At 50.0% G+C, this 18,145-nt stretch carries 16 protein-coding genes and 1 pseudogene; 4 read left to right on the top strand and 13 right to left on the bottom strand.

Annotated features, from left to right (window positions below):
- Positions 1–22 precede the first annotated feature (22 nt).
- The 4 genes from AB5287_RS01140 to AB5287_RS01125 form a co-directional block, all read right to left on the bottom strand.
- On the bottom strand, positions 23–277 hold the full coding sequence (locus tag AB5287_RS01140) for a GNAT family N-acetyltransferase (RefSeq protein ID WP_368220501.1): 255 nt from the start codon (positions 275–277) through the stop codon (positions 23–25).
- Positions 278–431: 154 nt separating this feature from the next.
- A complete protein-coding gene (locus tag AB5287_RS01135) occupies positions 432–1,622 on the bottom strand; it encodes a site-specific integrase (protein WP_101629279.1) in 1,191 nt (396 codons plus the stop codon).
- A gap of 77 nt (positions 1,623–1,699) precedes the next feature.
- Positions 1,700–1,906: an excisionase gene (locus tag AB5287_RS01130; protein ID WP_101629282.1), complete on the bottom strand. Its 207-nt coding sequence runs from the start codon at positions 1,904–1,906 to the stop codon at positions 1,700–1,702.
- 12 nt (positions 1,907–1,918) lie between these two features.
- Positions 1,919–2,968 (bottom strand): replication initiation factor domain-containing protein, encoded by a 1,050-nt coding sequence (locus AB5287_RS01125; RefSeq protein WP_257963366.1) that lies wholly within the window; start codon positions 2,966–2,968, stop codon positions 1,919–1,921.
- Positions 2,969–3,465: 497 nt separating this feature from the next.
- Here AB5287_RS01125 and AB5287_RS01120 point away from each other — a divergent pair, with 497 nt between their 5' ends.
- The 4 genes from AB5287_RS01120 to AB5287_RS01105 all read left to right on the top strand — a co-directional run bounded on the left by AB5287_RS01120 (position 3,466) and on the right by AB5287_RS01105 (position 7,517).
- On the top strand, positions 3,466–4,101 hold the full coding sequence (locus AB5287_RS01120; RefSeq protein WP_101629280.1) for a helix-turn-helix domain-containing protein: 636 nt from the start codon (positions 3,466–3,468) through the stop codon (positions 4,099–4,101).
- Positions 4,102–4,512: 411 nt separating this feature from the next.
- Positions 4,513–4,827, top strand: a complete 315-nt coding sequence (locus tag AB5287_RS01115) for a hypothetical protein (protein WP_009243730.1) — start codon at positions 4,513–4,515, stop codon at positions 4,825–4,827.
- A gap of 81 nt (positions 4,828–4,908) precedes the next feature.
- On the top strand, positions 4,909–6,864 hold the full coding sequence (locus AB5287_RS01110) for a hypothetical protein (RefSeq protein ID WP_101629281.1): 1,956 nt from the start codon (positions 4,909–4,911) through the stop codon (positions 6,862–6,864).
- Between the two features lie 2 nt (positions 6,865–6,866).
- On the top strand, positions 6,867–7,517 hold the full coding sequence (locus AB5287_RS01105) for an ATP-binding cassette domain-containing protein (RefSeq protein ID WP_009243732.1): 651 nt from the start codon (positions 6,867–6,869) through the stop codon (positions 7,515–7,517).
- Between the two features lie 168 nt (positions 7,518–7,685).
- Here the strand turns inward: AB5287_RS01105 and AB5287_RS01100 are convergent, their stop codons facing one another.
- From AB5287_RS01100 to AB5287_RS01060, 9 genes and pseudogenes are all read right to left on the bottom strand, one after another.
- Positions 7,686–7,916: a hypothetical protein gene (locus AB5287_RS01100; RefSeq protein ID WP_347047017.1), complete on the bottom strand. Its 231-nt coding sequence runs from the start codon at positions 7,914–7,916 to the stop codon at positions 7,686–7,688.
- 187 nt (positions 7,917–8,103) lie between these two features.
- Positions 8,104–9,129: a substrate-binding domain-containing protein gene (locus AB5287_RS01095; protein WP_007052498.1), complete on the bottom strand. Its 1,026-nt coding sequence runs from the start codon at positions 9,127–9,129 to the stop codon at positions 8,104–8,106.
- 179 nt (positions 9,130–9,308) lie between these two features.
- A complete protein-coding gene (locus AB5287_RS01090; protein WP_131237367.1) occupies positions 9,309–11,324 on the bottom strand; it encodes an ABC transporter ATP-binding protein in 2,016 nt (671 codons plus the stop codon).
- A complete protein-coding gene (locus tag AB5287_RS01085) occupies positions 11,321–13,279 on the bottom strand; it encodes an ABC transporter ATP-binding protein (protein WP_007058868.1) in 1,959 nt (652 codons plus the stop codon). The genes AB5287_RS01090 and AB5287_RS01085 overlap by 4 nt, the downstream gene beginning before the upstream one ends.
- Complete coding sequence (locus AB5287_RS01080) at positions 13,276–13,809, bottom strand: MarR family winged helix-turn-helix transcriptional regulator (protein WP_007055872.1); 534 nt, start codon at positions 13,807–13,809, stop codon at positions 13,276–13,278. Before AB5287_RS01080 ends, AB5287_RS01085 begins: the two co-directional genes overlap by 4 nt.
- Positions 13,810–14,030: 221 nt before the next feature.
- Positions 14,031–15,626 (bottom strand): annotated as a pseudogene (locus tag AB5287_RS01075) (glycoside hydrolase family 3 C-terminal domain-containing protein); the annotation flags it as partial.
- Between the two features lie 594 nt (positions 15,627–16,220).
- Positions 16,221–17,426, bottom strand: coding sequence for a glycoside hydrolase family 5 protein (locus AB5287_RS01070; RefSeq protein WP_368220395.1), 1,206 nt, complete (start codon positions 17,424–17,426; stop codon positions 16,221–16,223).
- Between the two features lie 14 nt (positions 17,427–17,440).
- On the bottom strand, positions 17,441–17,842 hold the full coding sequence (locus tag AB5287_RS01065) for a nucleotidyltransferase substrate binding protein (RefSeq protein WP_003830196.1): 402 nt from the start codon (positions 17,840–17,842) through the stop codon (positions 17,441–17,443).
- Positions 17,829–18,116, bottom strand: coding sequence for a nucleotidyltransferase family protein (locus tag AB5287_RS01060; protein WP_014485422.1), 288 nt, complete (start codon positions 18,114–18,116; stop codon positions 17,829–17,831). The genes AB5287_RS01065 and AB5287_RS01060 overlap by 14 nt, the downstream gene beginning before the upstream one ends.
- Positions 18,117–18,145 lie beyond the last annotated feature (29 nt).

The following is an 18,145-nucleotide window of genomic DNA, read 5'->3' as shown; positions in this document are numbered from 1 at the left end:
TGCGTAGTGCTCGGCGAGCCGATTACTTGATTCCGCTTGTGGCGGTGGATTCAGCTGCGCTGAGCGGAACGGGATCAACGAATTGGACTAATCCGCTGCCATAACCCGGTGCCGGCCGGCGCAGGAACCCATGCTCTTCGTAGAACGATTCCTTGCCAGGTGTTGCCATCAGGCCAATGTACGCATGGTTGCAGCAGTGTTCTCGAATGCGTGTGATAAGTGCGCGCAGCACCGCCGTACCGACTCCATCCCCTTGGTATTCCTTAAAACTTAATATAAATTTTTGATTATCTTTTCATATCTTCTTAAATGTCCGCAAAGCCTTATTTTATCAGCTTTACGGGCATTTCTCTTTTCGGCTGATACTTCCAAACAGCTACGTTTCATCACGTTTTCTCACGGTCAATCGTGGTAAATATCGTGGTAAAACTTTAAGCTATCATGCTTCTTAATTCTGCCTTGACGTTCTCTATGGACGCATGGGCGTACAGGTTCAGCGTGATACTGATGTTTGCGTGTCCCATGATATACTGTAAACTCTTAGGGTTCATGTTCCTGTTCGCAAGTCTGGTACAGAACGTATGACGCAGGATATGGGGCGTTATCTTTGGTAAGCTGTCCTCATGGCTCTTGTTATATTTCTTTCTCAGATTAGCGAAAGTAGAAGTATAATAGGCATTCGTCATAGGAAAGCCTTTCCCGTTCAGAAAGAGGAAACCACTGTACCCGTCTATCTCTGTCGGCTCTGCCTTTGCCTTGTTTGCCATGACACGCTCAAATGCCTGTTTCACTTCCTCACTCATGGGAACATCACGCACACCGCTTTTTGTCTTTGGTGTTTCGATATAATAGCCCGTTTCCTTGCTGGATAATAGCTGGTGGTCTACATGGATAACGCCGTTTTCAAAGTCTATATCCTGCCTTGTCAGTCCGCACAGTTCCGAGATACGAAGCCCTGTCTTTAACAGTATTACGATTGCGTCATAATACTTTTTATATACCCTGTCCCTGCTGGCAAAGGACAAGAGCCTTTCTTCCTGTTCCTCGGTCAATGCCTGCCGTGGTGTCCTGTCGTCCTCTATGACCTCATTCAGCTTGAAATCAAAGGGGTTCTTCCTCACGAGGTCGTCCGCTATGGCAATGCGGAATGACGCATTTAACGAGCGTTTATAATTGCTTATGGTCTGATAAGCATAGCCCTTGTCTTTCATGCGTAACGCCCATTCCTTAGCGTCTGAAAGGCGTATGCTGTCAATGCTCCTAGCCCCCAGTATATCGCCCTCTAATGTCCGCATGAGCTTTTTCCTGCCCTGTCTTGTGCTTTCCTTTACGTTGGCTCTCTGGGCGTTCTGTTTGGCGTATAGCTGGCACAGCGTCATTTTTCCGCCTGTTGTGTCGATACCGTCCTGTAAATCCCTTTGTATCTCCGTTTCTAATTCCCTTAGGGATTTCCCGTCCCTCTTGCCTTTAGGTACGAGGTCTGTCGGCACAAGTTTCCATGAATAGGCATACCTTGTCTTTCCTGCCTTGTCCACATATTTGTATAAGTATCTTCCGTCTGCTCGCTGGCTCTCTCCTGTCTTTAAGAGGCGACCTTTACTGTCCCGTCTTTTTTCCGACATTTCTTATCTGCTCCTTTCGTAAGAAAGAGCCTTGATATGACTTACTGAAATAATATCACATACAAGGCTCTTTTGCATTAGATTGCGTCTGTTTTATCCATAAATTTCTCAAACTGTTTTTTCTTAATCAAGATACGGTTGCCGTTCATCACATACCAGTCGCCGTGTCGGTTTTCTTCTACCAATCGGCGTAGCTTGTTCTGTCCGATTGTGAAGTATCTTGACGCTTCCTCAATGGTAAGGGTGTATTTTTCCCATACAGGAATATCAATCTTTTCGTTCATCATGCCACCCCCCTACCTGTTCTTTGTGTCATACTGGACGTAGGGTATCAATTCTGTCCTGTCTATCCGCTGTAAATGGGCGGTCAGCTTGCTGGAAAGGGAAGTGCTGTACCTTGCCTTATCTACCATATCCCCGACACGTTCCAGCCCACCTAAAGCGTCATGGGATTCGAGGAAGTAAAAGCCTTTGACAGCGGATATGACACCACCCTCTGTAAGCCACTGTTGCGTTTCTTCAAGGGAATTATGCGGTGTGGGTACATGGAGTTTTAAAAGTTCCACAGCCCCTAAAAAGCGTTGCCAGAAACGGCACGTTTTCCACCTGCTCTTGTTGCTCTCATTCCTGTTTGCTACGACAAAACGCAGGTTGTCCGCCAGCAGTCCGAAAGCCAGTTCCCCAATCTCCAGCGGTCTTGCCTGAAATGCCATAGCAAAGGCATGAGCCTTTTCATCACGCAGTTGCATTTCCGTCCGTTTCCAACTCCCGACTTCATCAAGCGTCCTGTTGTATTTGCCGCACACTTCCTTGTCCTTGTCATAAAAGCGGTAGGAAAGCCCCGATTTTCCAGCCCCGATATAGACGGTCTTTGCGGTGTCAAAATCATCAAACTTGCTCTCGTCAAAATGGTAGCCCTCACTGTTGGCGATAAATTCCTCTTTTTCACATTTCTTCTTTATCTGCTCTATGGTAAAGAACGGCGTTTCGTTCCTGTCGTCAATGGCAACGTCCAGCCTTGTGAAATGGTAGTTTCCAGCCCCATATCTCCTTTCACAGCGTCCGAACATATCCCCAAAGGTCAAGCCGTTGTTATCGAGGATACGGAAAATATCATCACACCCCCTGCCTGTCATCACGAGATAACAGCCCAGCCCTTGTGGGTTGTCCTCTGTCTTTTTTGCGTCGCCCGATACATAAATATCTCCGATTTCCCAACGCGCCTGATACGTCTTAAATTTGACCGTTGCAGGATAGACATTAAAAATATCGGTCGGCAAGCATAAAATGTGCCGTATCACATCTTCTGCCGTTGCCGTATCAAAGACAATGCTGATGTAATCAATCTTGACGGATAAATTTTCATGTGTTGCGATAGTGCATTACTCCTTTCGTACTCCCCGTTTTTTTGCGGGGTAAAAATCGTGTTTTGTCCTTTATTTATCACAGTTTCTAGGTACTATGACATGTATGCGCAGGGCGGTGTTACATATACGCCCTGTACGGAACGCCTACGGCGTTCCTTTTCTTCCTGCACCAGCCCCGTTCTTAACGCTCACGAGCCTTTGGGAGGCTCGTGGCTAAACGGGGCAGGCACAGGAAGAAACACCGTTTTCGGTCGGATAGTCCATGCCTATTCATGCTATCAAAGCGAAAATAACTCTTTTCTATGCCTACTCAAGCGTGTGATTGACCTCATTGTGCTTAATCACTATATCCTCCATGATAATAACGCCGTTAGAATTACTTGTCAAGAACTTTTTCTTGACTTTTTCGGCTATAATAAGTATGATAGGCTTATAAAGGAACGAAAAAGCCGGGAAAGGAAAAGATATAAGAAGTTATGGAGCATGACACAAAGAAAATAAATTTTTTAGGGGAGAACATACAGACCATAAGAAAACACAGGAAAATGAAACAGCAGGAGCTTGCGGACGCCATCGGTATCAATATGCAGAGCCTTTCTAAGATTGAACGAGGGGTAAACTATCCCACCTTTGACACGCTGGAAAAGATAATGGACGTACTGGAAGTAACACCGAATGAATTGTTGTCGGGAGAATGGAAGTTTGTCCAACAGGCGGAAAAAGAGGTATGCAAGTTTTTACGGACGGAAGAACGCCTAAATGCAGAACTGAAACACGGACACTATGATAACTTCTTTGACAGTGAAGAAGAATGGCTAGAGTATGAGTTGGAGCAGTTGCGGAAATACATCACAGACTATATCAAGGGAGAGGACATACAAGCGTCCGACCTTTACCCTATCAAAACATTTATCCAGCACTTGAAATTTCAGAAAGTATTAGACCGTTATGATGATTTATACAGCATGGATATGTTCGGGGAAAGCACAGACGGACACAAGTACGGTACACCTTATCAGGTTGTAAAGAGGATAAATCCCAACTCAAAAGAAGATATGGAGCTGTTGCGGGAAGTCTTAAAGGACAGCCATTTTGACAACGGGGACGAGTAGCCTTTTTCCTCTTGCAAAAAGATACAGCAAACAAAAAGCCCAGATCAAGAGTGCAAGCACCACTTCTAAAGAAGTGGCAGGCTCTTGACAGGGCTTTTTCTTTTCTGTTTATGGCAGACAAGAGAAAAAAGGATAGCTATATTGTATAGTTTCTCTAATAATTTTAGAGCAATGAATTTATCACAGGTACTTCGTCTTTTCATTGTAAAAGTACAATCGTGGAAAGCACTAATATTGGCACTTTGATTTTGTGCATTATGCACAAAATATGATAGCAACAAAGAGGTCATATATAAAATAGAAACAAAAATAACTTGACATTTAATGAAATATATGTTATGTTGAGGTTAGTAAAAACAGTACGTGACATAAAACTATCAAAAAGTAAAAAAGAGAAAGGAGGTTTATCGAATGAGAGCAAAGAAGTTGAGAACGAAAGTAGTTGGTCTTGTAGCAGCAGTTATGGTTGTCGGCGCTCCACTTACAGCGTGGGCTATTGATGTAGCGGGTGGAGATTTGTACTACAATGGAGGGCAAACAGACACCATTGTATATTCCGAAATTGGGCGTAAAGCAGGTATTAGTCGCAACTACATGGTAAAGGCAACTGTAAAGGTCGGCGGAGATACATATACCAGTGGATTCAAGTCAAACTACGCTTACAAAGATGCAAAGAGAGTTTGGTGGGCGAACGAAACATCTTATTATGATTATTATCCATATTAAGTAAAATAGTTCAAACACCTAGGGCGGGGCTATTTGTCCCGCCCTATTTTATACATTTCTTCAAAGAAAGGGGCGTATGTTATGAAAAAATTTTTAAAGATTTTTATTTTCCTTGAAGTCATACTCTTTGCATATATTTTTAATACTTCTATTTACAACATTTATGAAAAGAATAACATTGCTACTGAGAATTTAAAAGGGTATGTTTTAGAAGAAACATCGCCAGAAATTCTCGACAAATTTTATACAATATTTACAGAAGAATATTCTCAAAATAAATTAGAACTCATTAACAATACGCTCACTTCCACAGATAAATCTGTTTATGATTTATATTGCTATCCATTAAATGAGTTTACACAAAAACAGCCTATATCTTCCTCTATTTTGTTTCAATATCATGAATTGCAAAAGGAAGATTTTTTAGATAGTGTTGGTGTATTCTATACAGATTTACCAGCTAACGCAATTAAAGAGATAGCTTCTCAACTGTCCGTCGCAATAAATAACTTTGAAAATGACGCTATTCCGTATAGTATGGTATTAGAATTGAATCTTCTGAATTTTGTAATCTTATTTATTGTACTTCAAATCATATACTGTATTTATACGTCTTATAGTTTGAAAAAAATAGGTATTAAAAAAAGCATGGGCTTTTCTACTATACATATTTTAAAGGAGCAAATTACCAGTGTAATAAAATATTTTGCTGTAATATGTTTAGTATTACTGTTCTTGCTAAATTTATATTACGCATTAACAAACAGATATGATTTTTCTTATTTAGCAACAAGTGTACTGTTCTTTATTGGTGTTTTAGCTATAAATATACTTTGTGTTTTAATTACAAGTATTTTAATTAAGTTTGTTTCTTTAGAGGCAATGATAAAAAATAAGACTTTAAATAGCGGCACAAATATTGTAGTTCAGGCTATAAAAATAATTTTTTCGGTAATAATCGCTATCACTATTATTTCATTGCTGAATCAGGGGAACTCATTTAGACAAAGCCAACAAGCTGTTTTAGATTATAAGTATCTGGACGGATATTATACCGCTAATGGTTTTAATTCATCGGAGTATGATTATGCGTTAGCAAACACAGACATATTAGAAAAATATTCTGAACAAACATTAGAGATGTATAATCATAACCATTCACTACTATGTGATTTTAGGACAGACGGTGGTTTGCAGACATCACGCCCCTATTATGAACAACAGCTTGTTATTGCAAATAGAAATTATCTGAATGAATTTTCAAATATCCAGCTCAGTGGAAAACCATTGGGAGAAGATATATTTAGTGAACCAACAGTATTAGTTCCACATAAATATAAGAATGATGAAAATTCTATTAGCGAATATATTAAGCAAGAATATTTCCGATTGATGAATTACAATCAATTTTATGGAATACCGGGAGAAGAAAAAACTATTGATAAATTTAATGTTGTTTATATAGACGATGATTCTACGATAAAAGTCAATACAGAAAATGGTTTTTCGGATATGGCTAATCCTGTTATCATTGTTGATACGGGCAATTTTGCAGGACTTTACTATTTGGATTCTTTAAATACAAGGTGTTTATTTTTTCAAATGGAGTCAAGAGAAGATTTTTCTTCTTTGTTATCAGAATATGATTTAGAGCAATTAGTTACAGCTGGAACATTACTTACACCTTATTTAATGCAACTTGAAAATGTGACATTCGTTCTTAAAACACTCACTATGTTTACGATTGTCTTTATAGTGTCTTTACTGTTTATTTTGTATATTTCAAATTATGTGGACATTTTTGTAAATCGAAAGAGATATGCGGCAAAAGAGATTTTAGGATTCTCTCATTTTAGGACACTGAAAAATCGGTATATTTTTTGGGGAATCGAAATAATTATATCAGGCGTATTAACTGCTATAAATTATTATTTTGCTTGCCTTTTTGCGATTATACTTATTGACTACATATTCTGCGAATTGCTTTATAGAATTTATATCTCAAACGCTTTATATGAGATTGAAAAGGGGGCATAAGTATGTCATTGATTACATTAAAGAACGTCAAAAAAGAATATGGGAAAAATCAGGTTCTATTTGAAAATTTATCTTTAGAAATAGAAAAAGGCGAATTTGTGGGGCTTGTAGGGAAAAGCGGGGCAGGTAAAACGACACTTTTAAATATAATAGGATTGATTACTGATATATCCGAGGGAACAATCACTATTGATAGTCATAAAAATTTGTCCATGAACGGTAAAAATGCTATGATTTTGAGAAGATATACAATAGGCTATCTATTTCAAAATTATGGACTAATAGAAGATGAAAGCGTGTTGTGGAATTTAAAATTAGCTCTTGAATATAAAAAAGTAAAAAAAGAAGAAAAACTGAAACTAATCAATAAGTATTTAAAGCAATTTGAGCTAAGTGACATGCTTAACAAAAAAGTATATCAGTTAAGCGGTGGAGAGCAACAGCGAATTGCAATTATTAAATTGATTTTGCAAGGAAGTCAGATTATATTAGCTGATGAACCAACTTCTGGACTTGATAAAGAGAACGAATTGATAGTGATGAAACTTTTGAAAGAATTAAATGAAAAGGGCATTACTATAATCATGGTCACTCACAACATGAATTTGTGCGATTGTTTTTCCAGAGTTATAAATGTAGAAAACTTTAGATAGTTTGTTAAAGGGAGATACGCGGTTTTATTATACGTGCAATCTCCCTTTATATTTCGTCATATCAAGACTCATATTCAATTATGGTAAATTCGTGGTAAAACACTTATTTTTTCAAGTGATGAACAGCCCTTAAATGCTGTATTTATGCGGATAATCGGATTTTCTATATCAAGTTTGCGGTAATACCACGAGATCTTTGATGAAGAATGCGATACGTCCATCGCCGACCACACGACCAATTCCGGCCACTTGACCATCAACGTAGGCAACCACGGAATACAGCCCACCATCCAGCGCCATACGCGCGTCTTCGCGGTCGTAATGGTAGAAACCCACAGCGTCGCGAACGCTGACGTACAGTTCGGCTGTCAGCGCGTCTTGCTGAATCGATATGCACATTGCCCGCTCACCTCCTCTGTGAGTTTCCTCCAAACCGATCATCGTTGATCATCGCCATTGATAAAACGTTTAATCAACTAATGAAAATTATGATATAACCTTTTACCAATGTTGTCAACGATGTCGGCACGTCAGCACTGTTCAGCGCATAAACCCAGCCTTCATGCACCTGATAAACGCTGCAATATCAGGGAACACGCCACATAGGAGCCCCAACCGAATCACGCAGTACAAACGATGACGGGACATAGCGCGATTCACCACGACTGCAATCATTATTTATAATCATGTCGAGCAACATATCCACGCCCTGGCGACCCATATCCTCAGCTTGCTGCGAAATAATCGCGACTTGCGGAGTCAGCAGACGGAATACGGCAATGTCATCGAATGAAATCACTGACATTTCACTACCAATATCAATGCCGCGGTCATGCAGCAAACCAATCATCGTGATCATGTCAGGCGAGTAAGCGCAAATAATCGCCGTAACACCTGCTCTTACAAGTTCATTTAGTCCTGCTTCGCGCGAAACATATGTAGAATCACAGTCGACAACCGCCGCAGTTCCCTCCCCCAACTGCGTCACCTGTGCCACAGCAGAACGGAATGCCGCTTCACGCTCATTTATATTGGACGAGCCCAGTGACGAGTGTGACACAAATCCAATGTGACGATGCCCTAAGCGCACAAGTTCGGCAACCGCCTCGCAAACACCTGGGTATGGGTCGGACACTACGAATGGCACCGAATTTACTCCCGATACCAAACGATCCACGAACACCAGTGGTAGCTCGCGCGCGATAAGCGACTGCATACCAGGCGAATTGACACCTTGCGGCACCACGATCGCACCATCAATACGCTGCCCGAGCAGATTGTCAATAAACGCATCCTGGCGTTCCACTGTTTCTGCTGAAGTACCAATCAGCGTGGAATAGCCCCGGGCATACAACTCATCCTCCATTGACGAGACCAAATCGGCGAAATACGGATTGCGCAAATCAGGAACCAGCAAACCAACAGTCTTAGTATCCGACGAGCGCATGGAGCGAGCACGTTGATCGGGCACATACCCCATTTCCTCAACAGTATTCAGCACCAACTGTCGCGTATCGCTAGAAAAGCGGCCTTTATTGTGAAGTATTTGGGAGACGGCAGCAGCCGACACACCGGCACGTTGAGCGACATCCTTCAACGTCACGAACGCCATAGTCCCCTCCTTGCGGCCGATACATCGTCAAAACAACAATTCAAATGTACCCTTTTCACCGCCAATATTCGTAATCCTGCGCTAACACACGGCTCTCAACATAGAAAACCGCACCTCAACCACCGGATGAGAATTGCTTCAACCCGATAATCGAGGTGCGGTTTTTGCAGGCGTACCGGCTACTCCAGTTCCACTGCACCGGTGTACAGCTGGTAGTACTCGCCCTTTTGCGCGATCAGCTCGTCATGCGAACCACGCTCGATGATGTTGCCGTGGTCGAGCACCATGATCACATCGGAATTGCGCACGGTGGACAGGCGGTGGGCGATGACGAAGACCGTACGGCCCTTCATCAGGTTATCCATACCAGCTTGCACAACCTCTTCAGTACGCGTATCAATCGAGGACGTGGCCTCGTCAAGGATCAGCGCAGGCGGATCGGCCACCGCCGCGCGAGCGATGGAGATCAGCTGGCGCTGGCCCTGGGACAGGCCGGAACCGTCGCCTTCGAGCACCGTGTTGTATCCCCCGGGCAGCATGCGGATGAAGCTGTCCGCATTGACCAGACGCGCGGCCTCGATGCATTCCTCATCGGTGGCGTTCAGGCGGCCGTAACGGATGTTGTCCATCACGGTGCCGGTGAACAGGTTCACGTCCTGCAGCACGATGCCCAAAGACCTGCGCAGGTCAGGCTTCTTGATGCCGGCCACGGAGATACCATCATACAGAATCTGGCCTTCCTGAATGTCGTAGAACCGGTTGATGAGGTTGGTCACGGTGGTCTTGCCGGCACCGGTGGCGCCGACGAGCGCGATCTTCTGGCCGGGCTTGGCGAACCAGGTGATGTCGTGCAGCACCGGCTTGTCCGGGTTGTAGCCGAAGGTTACGTTGGTGAAGCGCACGTCGCCGCGCAGCAGGGTCAGTCGGCCGTCGGGCGAGGTGATCGCCTGCTCCTTGGCCTTCATCGCCACCTCGCGGGCCGAGCCCTTGAGCTTTTCTGCGGCCTTCAGAGACCTCGTACCGTCGTCGCCGACCTCGCGCTTCCATGCCCAGTGGCCGGTCTCGTGGTCGACTTCGGTCATGGTGCGGCCATCCTCGCCAAGTTCCACGTTCACGAGCGTCACGGTGCCCTTGTCTTCCTCGATGGGCTCATCCATCAGCTTGAAGATACGGGAGGCACCGGCGAGCGCCATCATCACCATGGTCAGCTGCTGAGAGACCTGACCGATCGGGTTGATGAACGAGCGGGACAGGGTCAGCAGGGAGACGAGCGTGCCGAGGGTGAGCGGCTTGACGCCGGTCAGACCGATGTCGTTGACGCCGGCCAGCGAGACGGCGGCGCCGACGATGGCAAGCAGGATGTAGAGCAGGTAGCCCATGTTGCCGACGACCGGCATGGTGACGTTGCCCCAGGTGTTCGCTTCGGCGGACGCCTCGAAGAGTTCCTCGTTCTTCTCGTCGAAGGTCTTCTGGGTGGCGTCTTCATGGTTGAAGACCTTGATGACCTTCTGGCCGTTGACGGATTCCTCCACGAAGGCGTTCACGTCGCCGATCCACTGCTGCTGCTTGACAAAGTAGCGGCCGGAGCGGCTCACGATCTTGCGCACGATGAAGTAGAGCAGAACGGTGAACACGATTACGAACGCGGTGAATGGAATGGACAGCCACAGCATGGACAGCAGCGCCGCGACCGCGGAGATAATCGAGGAGAACATCTGCGGGAACGACTGCGAGATGGCCTGGCGCAGCGTATCGGTGTCGTTGGTGTAGTGGCTCATGATGTCGCCGTGCTCGTGGCTGTCGAAGTAGCGGATCGGCAGCTTCTGCTGGTGGGCGAACATGTCGTCACGAATCTTCTTGAGCGTGCCCTGCTCGACGGTGACGATCAGCCACTGCCACAGCCAGGACGCCACGATGCCGGCCACATACAGGCCCGCCATCAGGCTGATGGCCCGCAGCAGCGGGGCCCAGTCGGAGTTCGACTCCCCCACCATCGGCAGGATGTACGTGTCGATGAGCGACTGGAGGAACAGCGCGGAACCGGCCTGCGCGGCGGCACCGACCAAGATGCACACCACGATGGCGATGACACGCCACTTGTACTGGAAGATGTAGCTGAAGATGCGCTTGATGGTGCCAGGCTCGGCTTTGCCCATGGCGGGCTTGCGGTTCTTGAAACTCTGGTCGTTGCTCATCGTGCTTCTCCTTCCTTGGTATCGGCTGCATTGGTATCAGCTGCGCTGGTATCGGCCGTGGGCATGGGCACTGTCACCGTCACGGTTTCGGACGGCTCAGCGGTAGATGACTCAGCAGCCTGTTCGGCAGCAGCCAGTTCTTCGGGCTGGGCCTGGTTCTTGGTCTGGGATTCGTAGATGGAACGGTATTCATCGCAGGTGACGAGCAGTTCGTCGTGTGTGCCGGACGCCATGATGCGGCCGGAATCCATCACCAGAATCATGTCGGATTCCTGCACGGAGGCCACGCGCTGGGCGATGATGATCTTCGTGGTGTCCGGAATCTCGTTGTGGAACGCGGAACGGATCAGCTTGTCCGTCTTGGTATCGACGGCGCTGGTCGAATCGTCGAGAATCAGAATCTTCGGCTTCTTCAGCAGCGCACGGGCGATGCACAGGCGCTGGCGCTGTCCGCCGGACACATTGGTACCGCCCTGCTCGATGTACGTGTCGTACTTATCGGGGAATTCCTGAACGAATCCATCGGCCTGCGCGAGCTGCGCGGCATGGCGAATCTCTTCATCGGTGGCGTTCGGGTTGCCCCACCTGAGGTTTTCGGCAATAGTGCCGGAGAACAGCACGTTCTTCTGCAACACCATGGCCACCTGATCGCGCAGCGCCTCGAGATCGTAGTCGCGTACATCCACGCCGCCGACCTTCAGCGAACCGGAGCTCACGTCGTACAGTCGCGGCACGAGCTGTACCAGAGACGACTTTGCCGAACCAGTACCGCCGACAATGCCGACGGTCATGCCGGAGCGGATCTTCAGGTTGATGTCGTCAAGCACGGGCTTTTCGGAACTGTCGGAGTAGCGGAAGGTGACATGGTCGAATTCGATGGAGCCGTCGGCCATGTCAGTCACCGGCTGTGCCGGGTTCTGCACCGTGCTTTCCTCCTGCAGCACCTGGCAGATACGCTCGGCAGAAGCCTGAGAAATAATCACCATGACGAAGATCATGGACAGCATCATCATGGCCATAAGGATCTGCATGGCGTAGGTGACCAGTGCGGTCAGGTCGCCGGTGGTCAGGCCCACGGCGGGGTTGTTGCCGGAGGCGACGATCTGCTGCGCGCCCATCCATGCGATGAGGATCATCGAACCGTAGATGCAGATCATCATCAGCGGGCTGTTGAAGCTCATGATGCGCTCAGCCTTGGTGAAGTCCTTGAAGATGCGCTGGGAGATGCGGCCGAACTTGGAGACCTCGAAGGATTCGCGGTTATAGGACTTGACCACGCGGATGCCCTGCAGGTTCTCGTCGACCACGTTGTTCAACGCATCGTAGGTGTGAAACACGCGCTCGAACACCGGATGCACGAGCACGGCCAGACCGCACAGGCCGATGGCCAGAATCGGGATGCAGGCCAGGAACACCATGGAAATCGACGGGGAGATACGGAACGAGAACAGCCAGGATACGACCACCATAATCGGGGCACGCACGCCCAGACGAATGATCATCATGTAGGCGTTCTGCAGGTTCGTCACGTCGGTGGTCAGTCGGGTCACGATCGAACCGGTGGAGAACCGGTCAATATTGGTGAAGCTGAAGCCCTGCACCTTCTCGAACTGGTCCTTGCGCAGGTTCTTGGCGAAGCCCGCGCCGGCCACGGCCGCGTACTTTCCGGACAGGAAGCCGGCACCCAGCGAAACCATCGAGCACACCAGCAGAATCACGCCGAACTTGACGGTGGCCGGCATGCTGCCACCGGTGATACCCTCATCGATCAGCGAAGCCATGATGGTCGGGATCAGGATCTCCAGGATGCCTTCGACCGTCACGAACACCGGAGCCAGGATGCTGGCTTTCTTGTATTCACGAATCGACTGGCCCAACGTGCGCAGTACATGTTTGGGCTTGTCCGGTTCGACGGCTTTGCGCGCCTGCGCGATTGCCTCTGCGGTATCGCTCATTCGTTCTCCTCCTTCGTGTTAGCAACCTCTGCTCCGTCTTGATCGGGAGCCATCACCACAGGTGACTGAGGGAGTGTTTGATGTTCAAATTCGCGTTGTGCGCGCTCGATGTTCGCACGCATGCGTGCGACGTAGTCGCGCAGAGCGGCCTTCTCTCCATCGGAGAAGCCGCCGACCAGCAACCGTTCGACCCGATCGCCGTTCGCCTTGAGATCGGCGACGATCGCGTCCGCCTTGTCGGTCAGGACGATGCGCTTGCAGCGCGCGTCATGCTCCACCGATTCACGGGCGATCAGGCCCTTCTTCTCCATCAGGGCCAGCACACGCGAGGCGGTGGACCGGGTGATGCAGAATTTCTGTTCGATGGTGTGCTGGTATATCTCACGGCCGCGGTTACGCGCCAAGAACATGATGATATGCGCGTTGCCGCCGGTGGTTTCCCTGGCGGTTTGCGGCATGCTCTCGCCCAAATAGCGGTCGACGGCTTTGGTTACCGCGCGCATTTCGATGCTGAGAATATGCTGATCCATTGTCCTCCGTACCATGCGGGGGCCGTGTGCGTTTGTACCTTCACCCCACATTGTTGTATACGCAACAATTCATGATAAAGAGACCTATATACAACAGTTGCACATACAACAATCGGCGTGTTGTAGTATCTCCAAACAACTGTTGAGCCTAAACAAAGCTGGCTCCCCTCAGGAGAGGGAAGCCAGCTGTATTACGCCGTGCGATTGCCTCGCTTCAGCCCTTACTTCGCGAGCTTGGCGTACTCGTCAACCATGAACTGGGCGATCTTCTTGCCGCCTTCGCCCAGCAGGGTGGGCAGCGAGTTGATCGGCATGGGGTTGAGGAACATGCGCATCATGGCGTTGTCGGGCAGCTTCGTCAGCTCGCCGGCCTCGCCGGCGGCGGCCACGGCGGCCACGATCTTGGCGCCGAACGGATCGGCCTCCCACTCGCCGTAGGTGGACCATTCGGTGAGCGGCTGGGTCTTGCCGTCGCCATCGAGGGCCACGGCAACGGTGTCGGCAATGTCGCGGGAGCTCACGCCCACTTCGATGGCATATTCGCCGGCCTCCACGTGCCAGTCGTTGTATTTTTCGGACCAGTAGGCGAACGCGCGCTCGTCGAGGTCGATGGTCACGGTCTTGGATTCGCCGGCCTTGAGGAACACCTTGGTGAAGCCCTTGAGCTCGTGCTTCGGGCGGGCCACGTCGGCCTTGCCCGGAGCCACGTACACCTGCACGGTTTCGGCGGCATCCACATCGGAGGTGTTGGTCACGGTGGCGGTCACGGTGGCGGTGTTCGCGCCGGTCTTGGCGGCGGCGACGTCATCGATCTCGAATGTGGCGTAGCTCAGGCCGTAGCCGAACGGGTAGTCCACAACCTTGCCGTAGGTGTCGTAGTAGCGATAGCCGACGAACACGCCCTCGCCGTAGTCGACGTGGCCTTCCTCGCCCGGCCAGTTCAGCGTGCTCGGGTCATCGCTGATGTCCAGCGGAATCGACTGGGCGAGCTTGCCGGACGGGCTGACCTAGCCGAAGATCACATCGGCGAGCGCAGGGCCGCCGGCCTGGCCGAGCAGACAGGATTCGAGAATGCCCTTGGCGTTCTTGGCCCACGGGGCCACGGAGACGACGGAGCCGTTGGACAGCACGACCACGACGTTCTGGTTCGCGGCGGCGACCTGTTCGAGCAGGGCGATCTGCTTGGCGGGCATGTCGAGGGCGTCGCGGTCGAAGCCTTCGGATTCCGCGGCTTCCGGCAGGCCTAGGAACATGAGGACAACGTCGGCGTTCTTGGCGGTTTCCACGGCCTCGGATTCGAGGGCCGGGTCGGCCGGTTCCAGATCGAGTGTGAAGCCGGGGGCGAAGTCGGCCTTGATGCCGCGCTCGGCGAGCGTGTCGAGGAAGCTGGTCATCTTGGTGGGGGTGATGTGGGAGGAGCCGCCGCCCTGGTAGCGCGGGGTGCGGGCGAATTCGCCGATAACGGCGATCTTCTGGGGCGTGGCGGACGGATTGGCGACTGGACCGGCGTTCAGCGGCAGAATCGCATCATCGTTCTTGAGCATCACAATGGATTCAATAGCGGCCTGATGGGCGACTTCATCGTGGGCGTCCACATCGAAACGGTAATTATCGATGCTCATTGCAGCGCGGGTCTTGTTTACCAAGTCAATCATGCCCTGAGCCATACGATCGAGCTGGGCGGGGATGATTAGGCCGTCGCGGACGGCGTAGACAATCTGGTCGTCGGTGTAGCTCGGCGGCATTTCCAGATTCAGGCCCGCATTCAGGGAGGCCCCACGGTCATGATCGGCGCCCCAGAGGACTCACTCGCTTAGGTGAGATTCTGCGTCCCCTAAGCAAATCCTCATAGAGCTTTCTAGGAGGAAGACGACATCGCTTGGAATCATCCAGATAATAATCCAAGCCACATAGATGAGCGAAATTTCCCGAGTCCCAAACAATGGCAAGAGTCAGATCATCTTCACAGTGATTTTTTATTGAACGGCCTTCAAGTCGCTCATGATACAGGAGAGCCGCAGCATGGGCTTGCGCCAATGCATACTCCTTTGTCTTCGTTATATTCACGGCTCCCCCTTTGCCGAAAAATAAGGGAGGGACATCTGAGCCAGATGTCCCTCCTGAGATGAAAAGCCATGTTTTACAGTCTTCTGCATGACTATCATCCACTACTTTCGAAGTGGAATCGGTAGTGGCTTCGGTTGGCCCAACCATATCACCCAGCCACTGGGCTAGGCACCCTGCTTTCGCGGTATTCGTCCGCGCGGACGAATCAAGTGCCAGCGGCGGCTGACTTCTCATCTCGAACCCGCAACCCACCCCGCCGCAAAGGATAGGCCGGGTCACGAAGCTCATTCTCTACCTTACACAATTGGCTCGAATCATGCCACCAGAGAGCGATTTCGTTCTCATTACACCATCCAACCAGCGTGCCAGACGTGAGTGAAATCCCAAGGGTCGAGGCGTGACGTGTCGGATTGCGGGTCGATGGTAGGCAAGAAATCACGATTACCACGTAATTGGTAGCTCCAATAGATTTGCCCGGCGGACACGTTCCATGCCTTGCGTTGCATGGCGGCGACCTCGCGGTAAATAGAGCCTCTGATAGATGCACTGTGCATGGCGTTTTCCTTGGAGCGGCCACCATCGCCTGTACGCTTATCGACCACCCGATTTACCAGACCATTAGCCACGCACCACTCCCCTACAATCACCGGCGTATAGCGCGCGGCCCGGCGGATGCGGCGTTCGTTCCAGCGCACGAACAAGCGATACCAGCCCATCAGCCACCGATCCGGGATCAGACGGAACAGCGGGAATTGCTCGGCCATGACCAGATAGACATGCGTATCGAGCATGACGCCCCGCATGCCCTCGCGCACGAACCAGTCCCGCCAACGGCCCAGTCGGAAGCCGTCATGGAACACGATGACTTGATTCCCTGCCAGAATCGGGCGCAACCGGTGGTATGTCTCGCGGTAGAAACGCTTGAGGAACGCCATCGGAATAGGCCCGCTTCCTCGCGCTTCGGACCGGTCTTTCGCCTGCCTGCTCGATGGTGACATGGCATACGTCAGCCAGTCAATCGGCTCATTCAGCACTTCGATACCGAACAGCGCCGCGTGGTCGCGATACCGGCGAGCCAGACGGACCAGCACATCCAGCGCATAGGCGACCGCTCGCGGGCTATGATGCCAGCGCACCACGCCGGTGAGGCCGCCGTTGTCGAATCCATTCTGTGAGCCGGGCACCGTGTGCAGGTCGATAAGAATCTTGAGACCGGTACGCTCGGCCCAGTCGAACGCCCTGTCCAAGTACTCGATGCAGCCCGGATGACCGGACACATCCCCGAAGATAAAATACGGCACAGGAATACGCACCAGATTGCAGCCATGCGCGGCAATGTTCCGAAAATCAGCTTCAGTGATATACGTGTCGCGATGCCGCGTCAGCAGAGCCTCCAACTCAGCAGACTCCGTAGCCCGATGCAGCCAGATCTCGTCCGCTTCGCCGCTGGCGGCAAAAATCCCCGGCTTCATCCACTTTTCCAGTACCAGCCAGTTGCCGAGGTTCACCCCATTGATTTGTTCGCCAATGCCCAGCGTGCCCAGTGCCATTAATGTCACCCGCGCTAATCGTTCAATGCTTCGCCGTAACGAACGACCAACCCCTGATTCACACGCTCAAATTCGGGGATGTAATCAACGATGATGGCATCTACAAGACGCCGGGCGCGTTCCTCATCGTAGATATGAGCAGAATCATTGCGATCGCGCAGCATACGCAGCCACAACGATTCGTCCATGAAATCGTAATATTGGAAAGCGGTTTTGAGCACATCTCGCGGAGAACCGGAAGCGGAAACAGGGTCTCCCTCATAAGCCAGCAGCGCCTTGAACAGTTTCCAACCAAGCTCAAACTGCAACTCGAACTTGTCAATGATGCCGCTCTGGATGAAATCATTGCTGAGATCCTGTTCGGGAGCCTTGCGCAGCGACTTCAGTGCGGAAACGTAATTCTCATATTTTTTCATACAATACCTTTCCGCTACGCTCAATCTCCGCCCTCAGCGATGAAGAAATCGGCTCATCCAGATTAATGACATCAACTTTAAGCAGTGACCACAGATTGTCCTGAAGGTTCTGCTCCAAGCGATTGAAATCGGGGCAACCGGCCACGGCAAGATCGATATCGCTTTTAGGCCGGTTCACACCCTTTGCGCGAGAACCGAACAGCACGACCTTGCGAGCGCCGGCATCAGCGGCAAACGCGCGAATCTGGTCGTACACGTGCTCGATAGGAACCATGACACCTCCCGCCGCATCCAACAGTCCCG

The organism is Bifidobacterium sp. RTP21102st3_E2_RTP21102_210122, assembly GCF_040916945.1.
In the GTDB taxonomy this organism is placed as follows: Bacteria; Actinomycetota; Actinomycetes; order Actinomycetales; family Bifidobacteriaceae; genus Bifidobacterium; species Bifidobacterium longum.
Note: the sequence above shows the minus strand (reverse complement) of the source record. Positions and strands in the feature narration are given on the sequence as shown.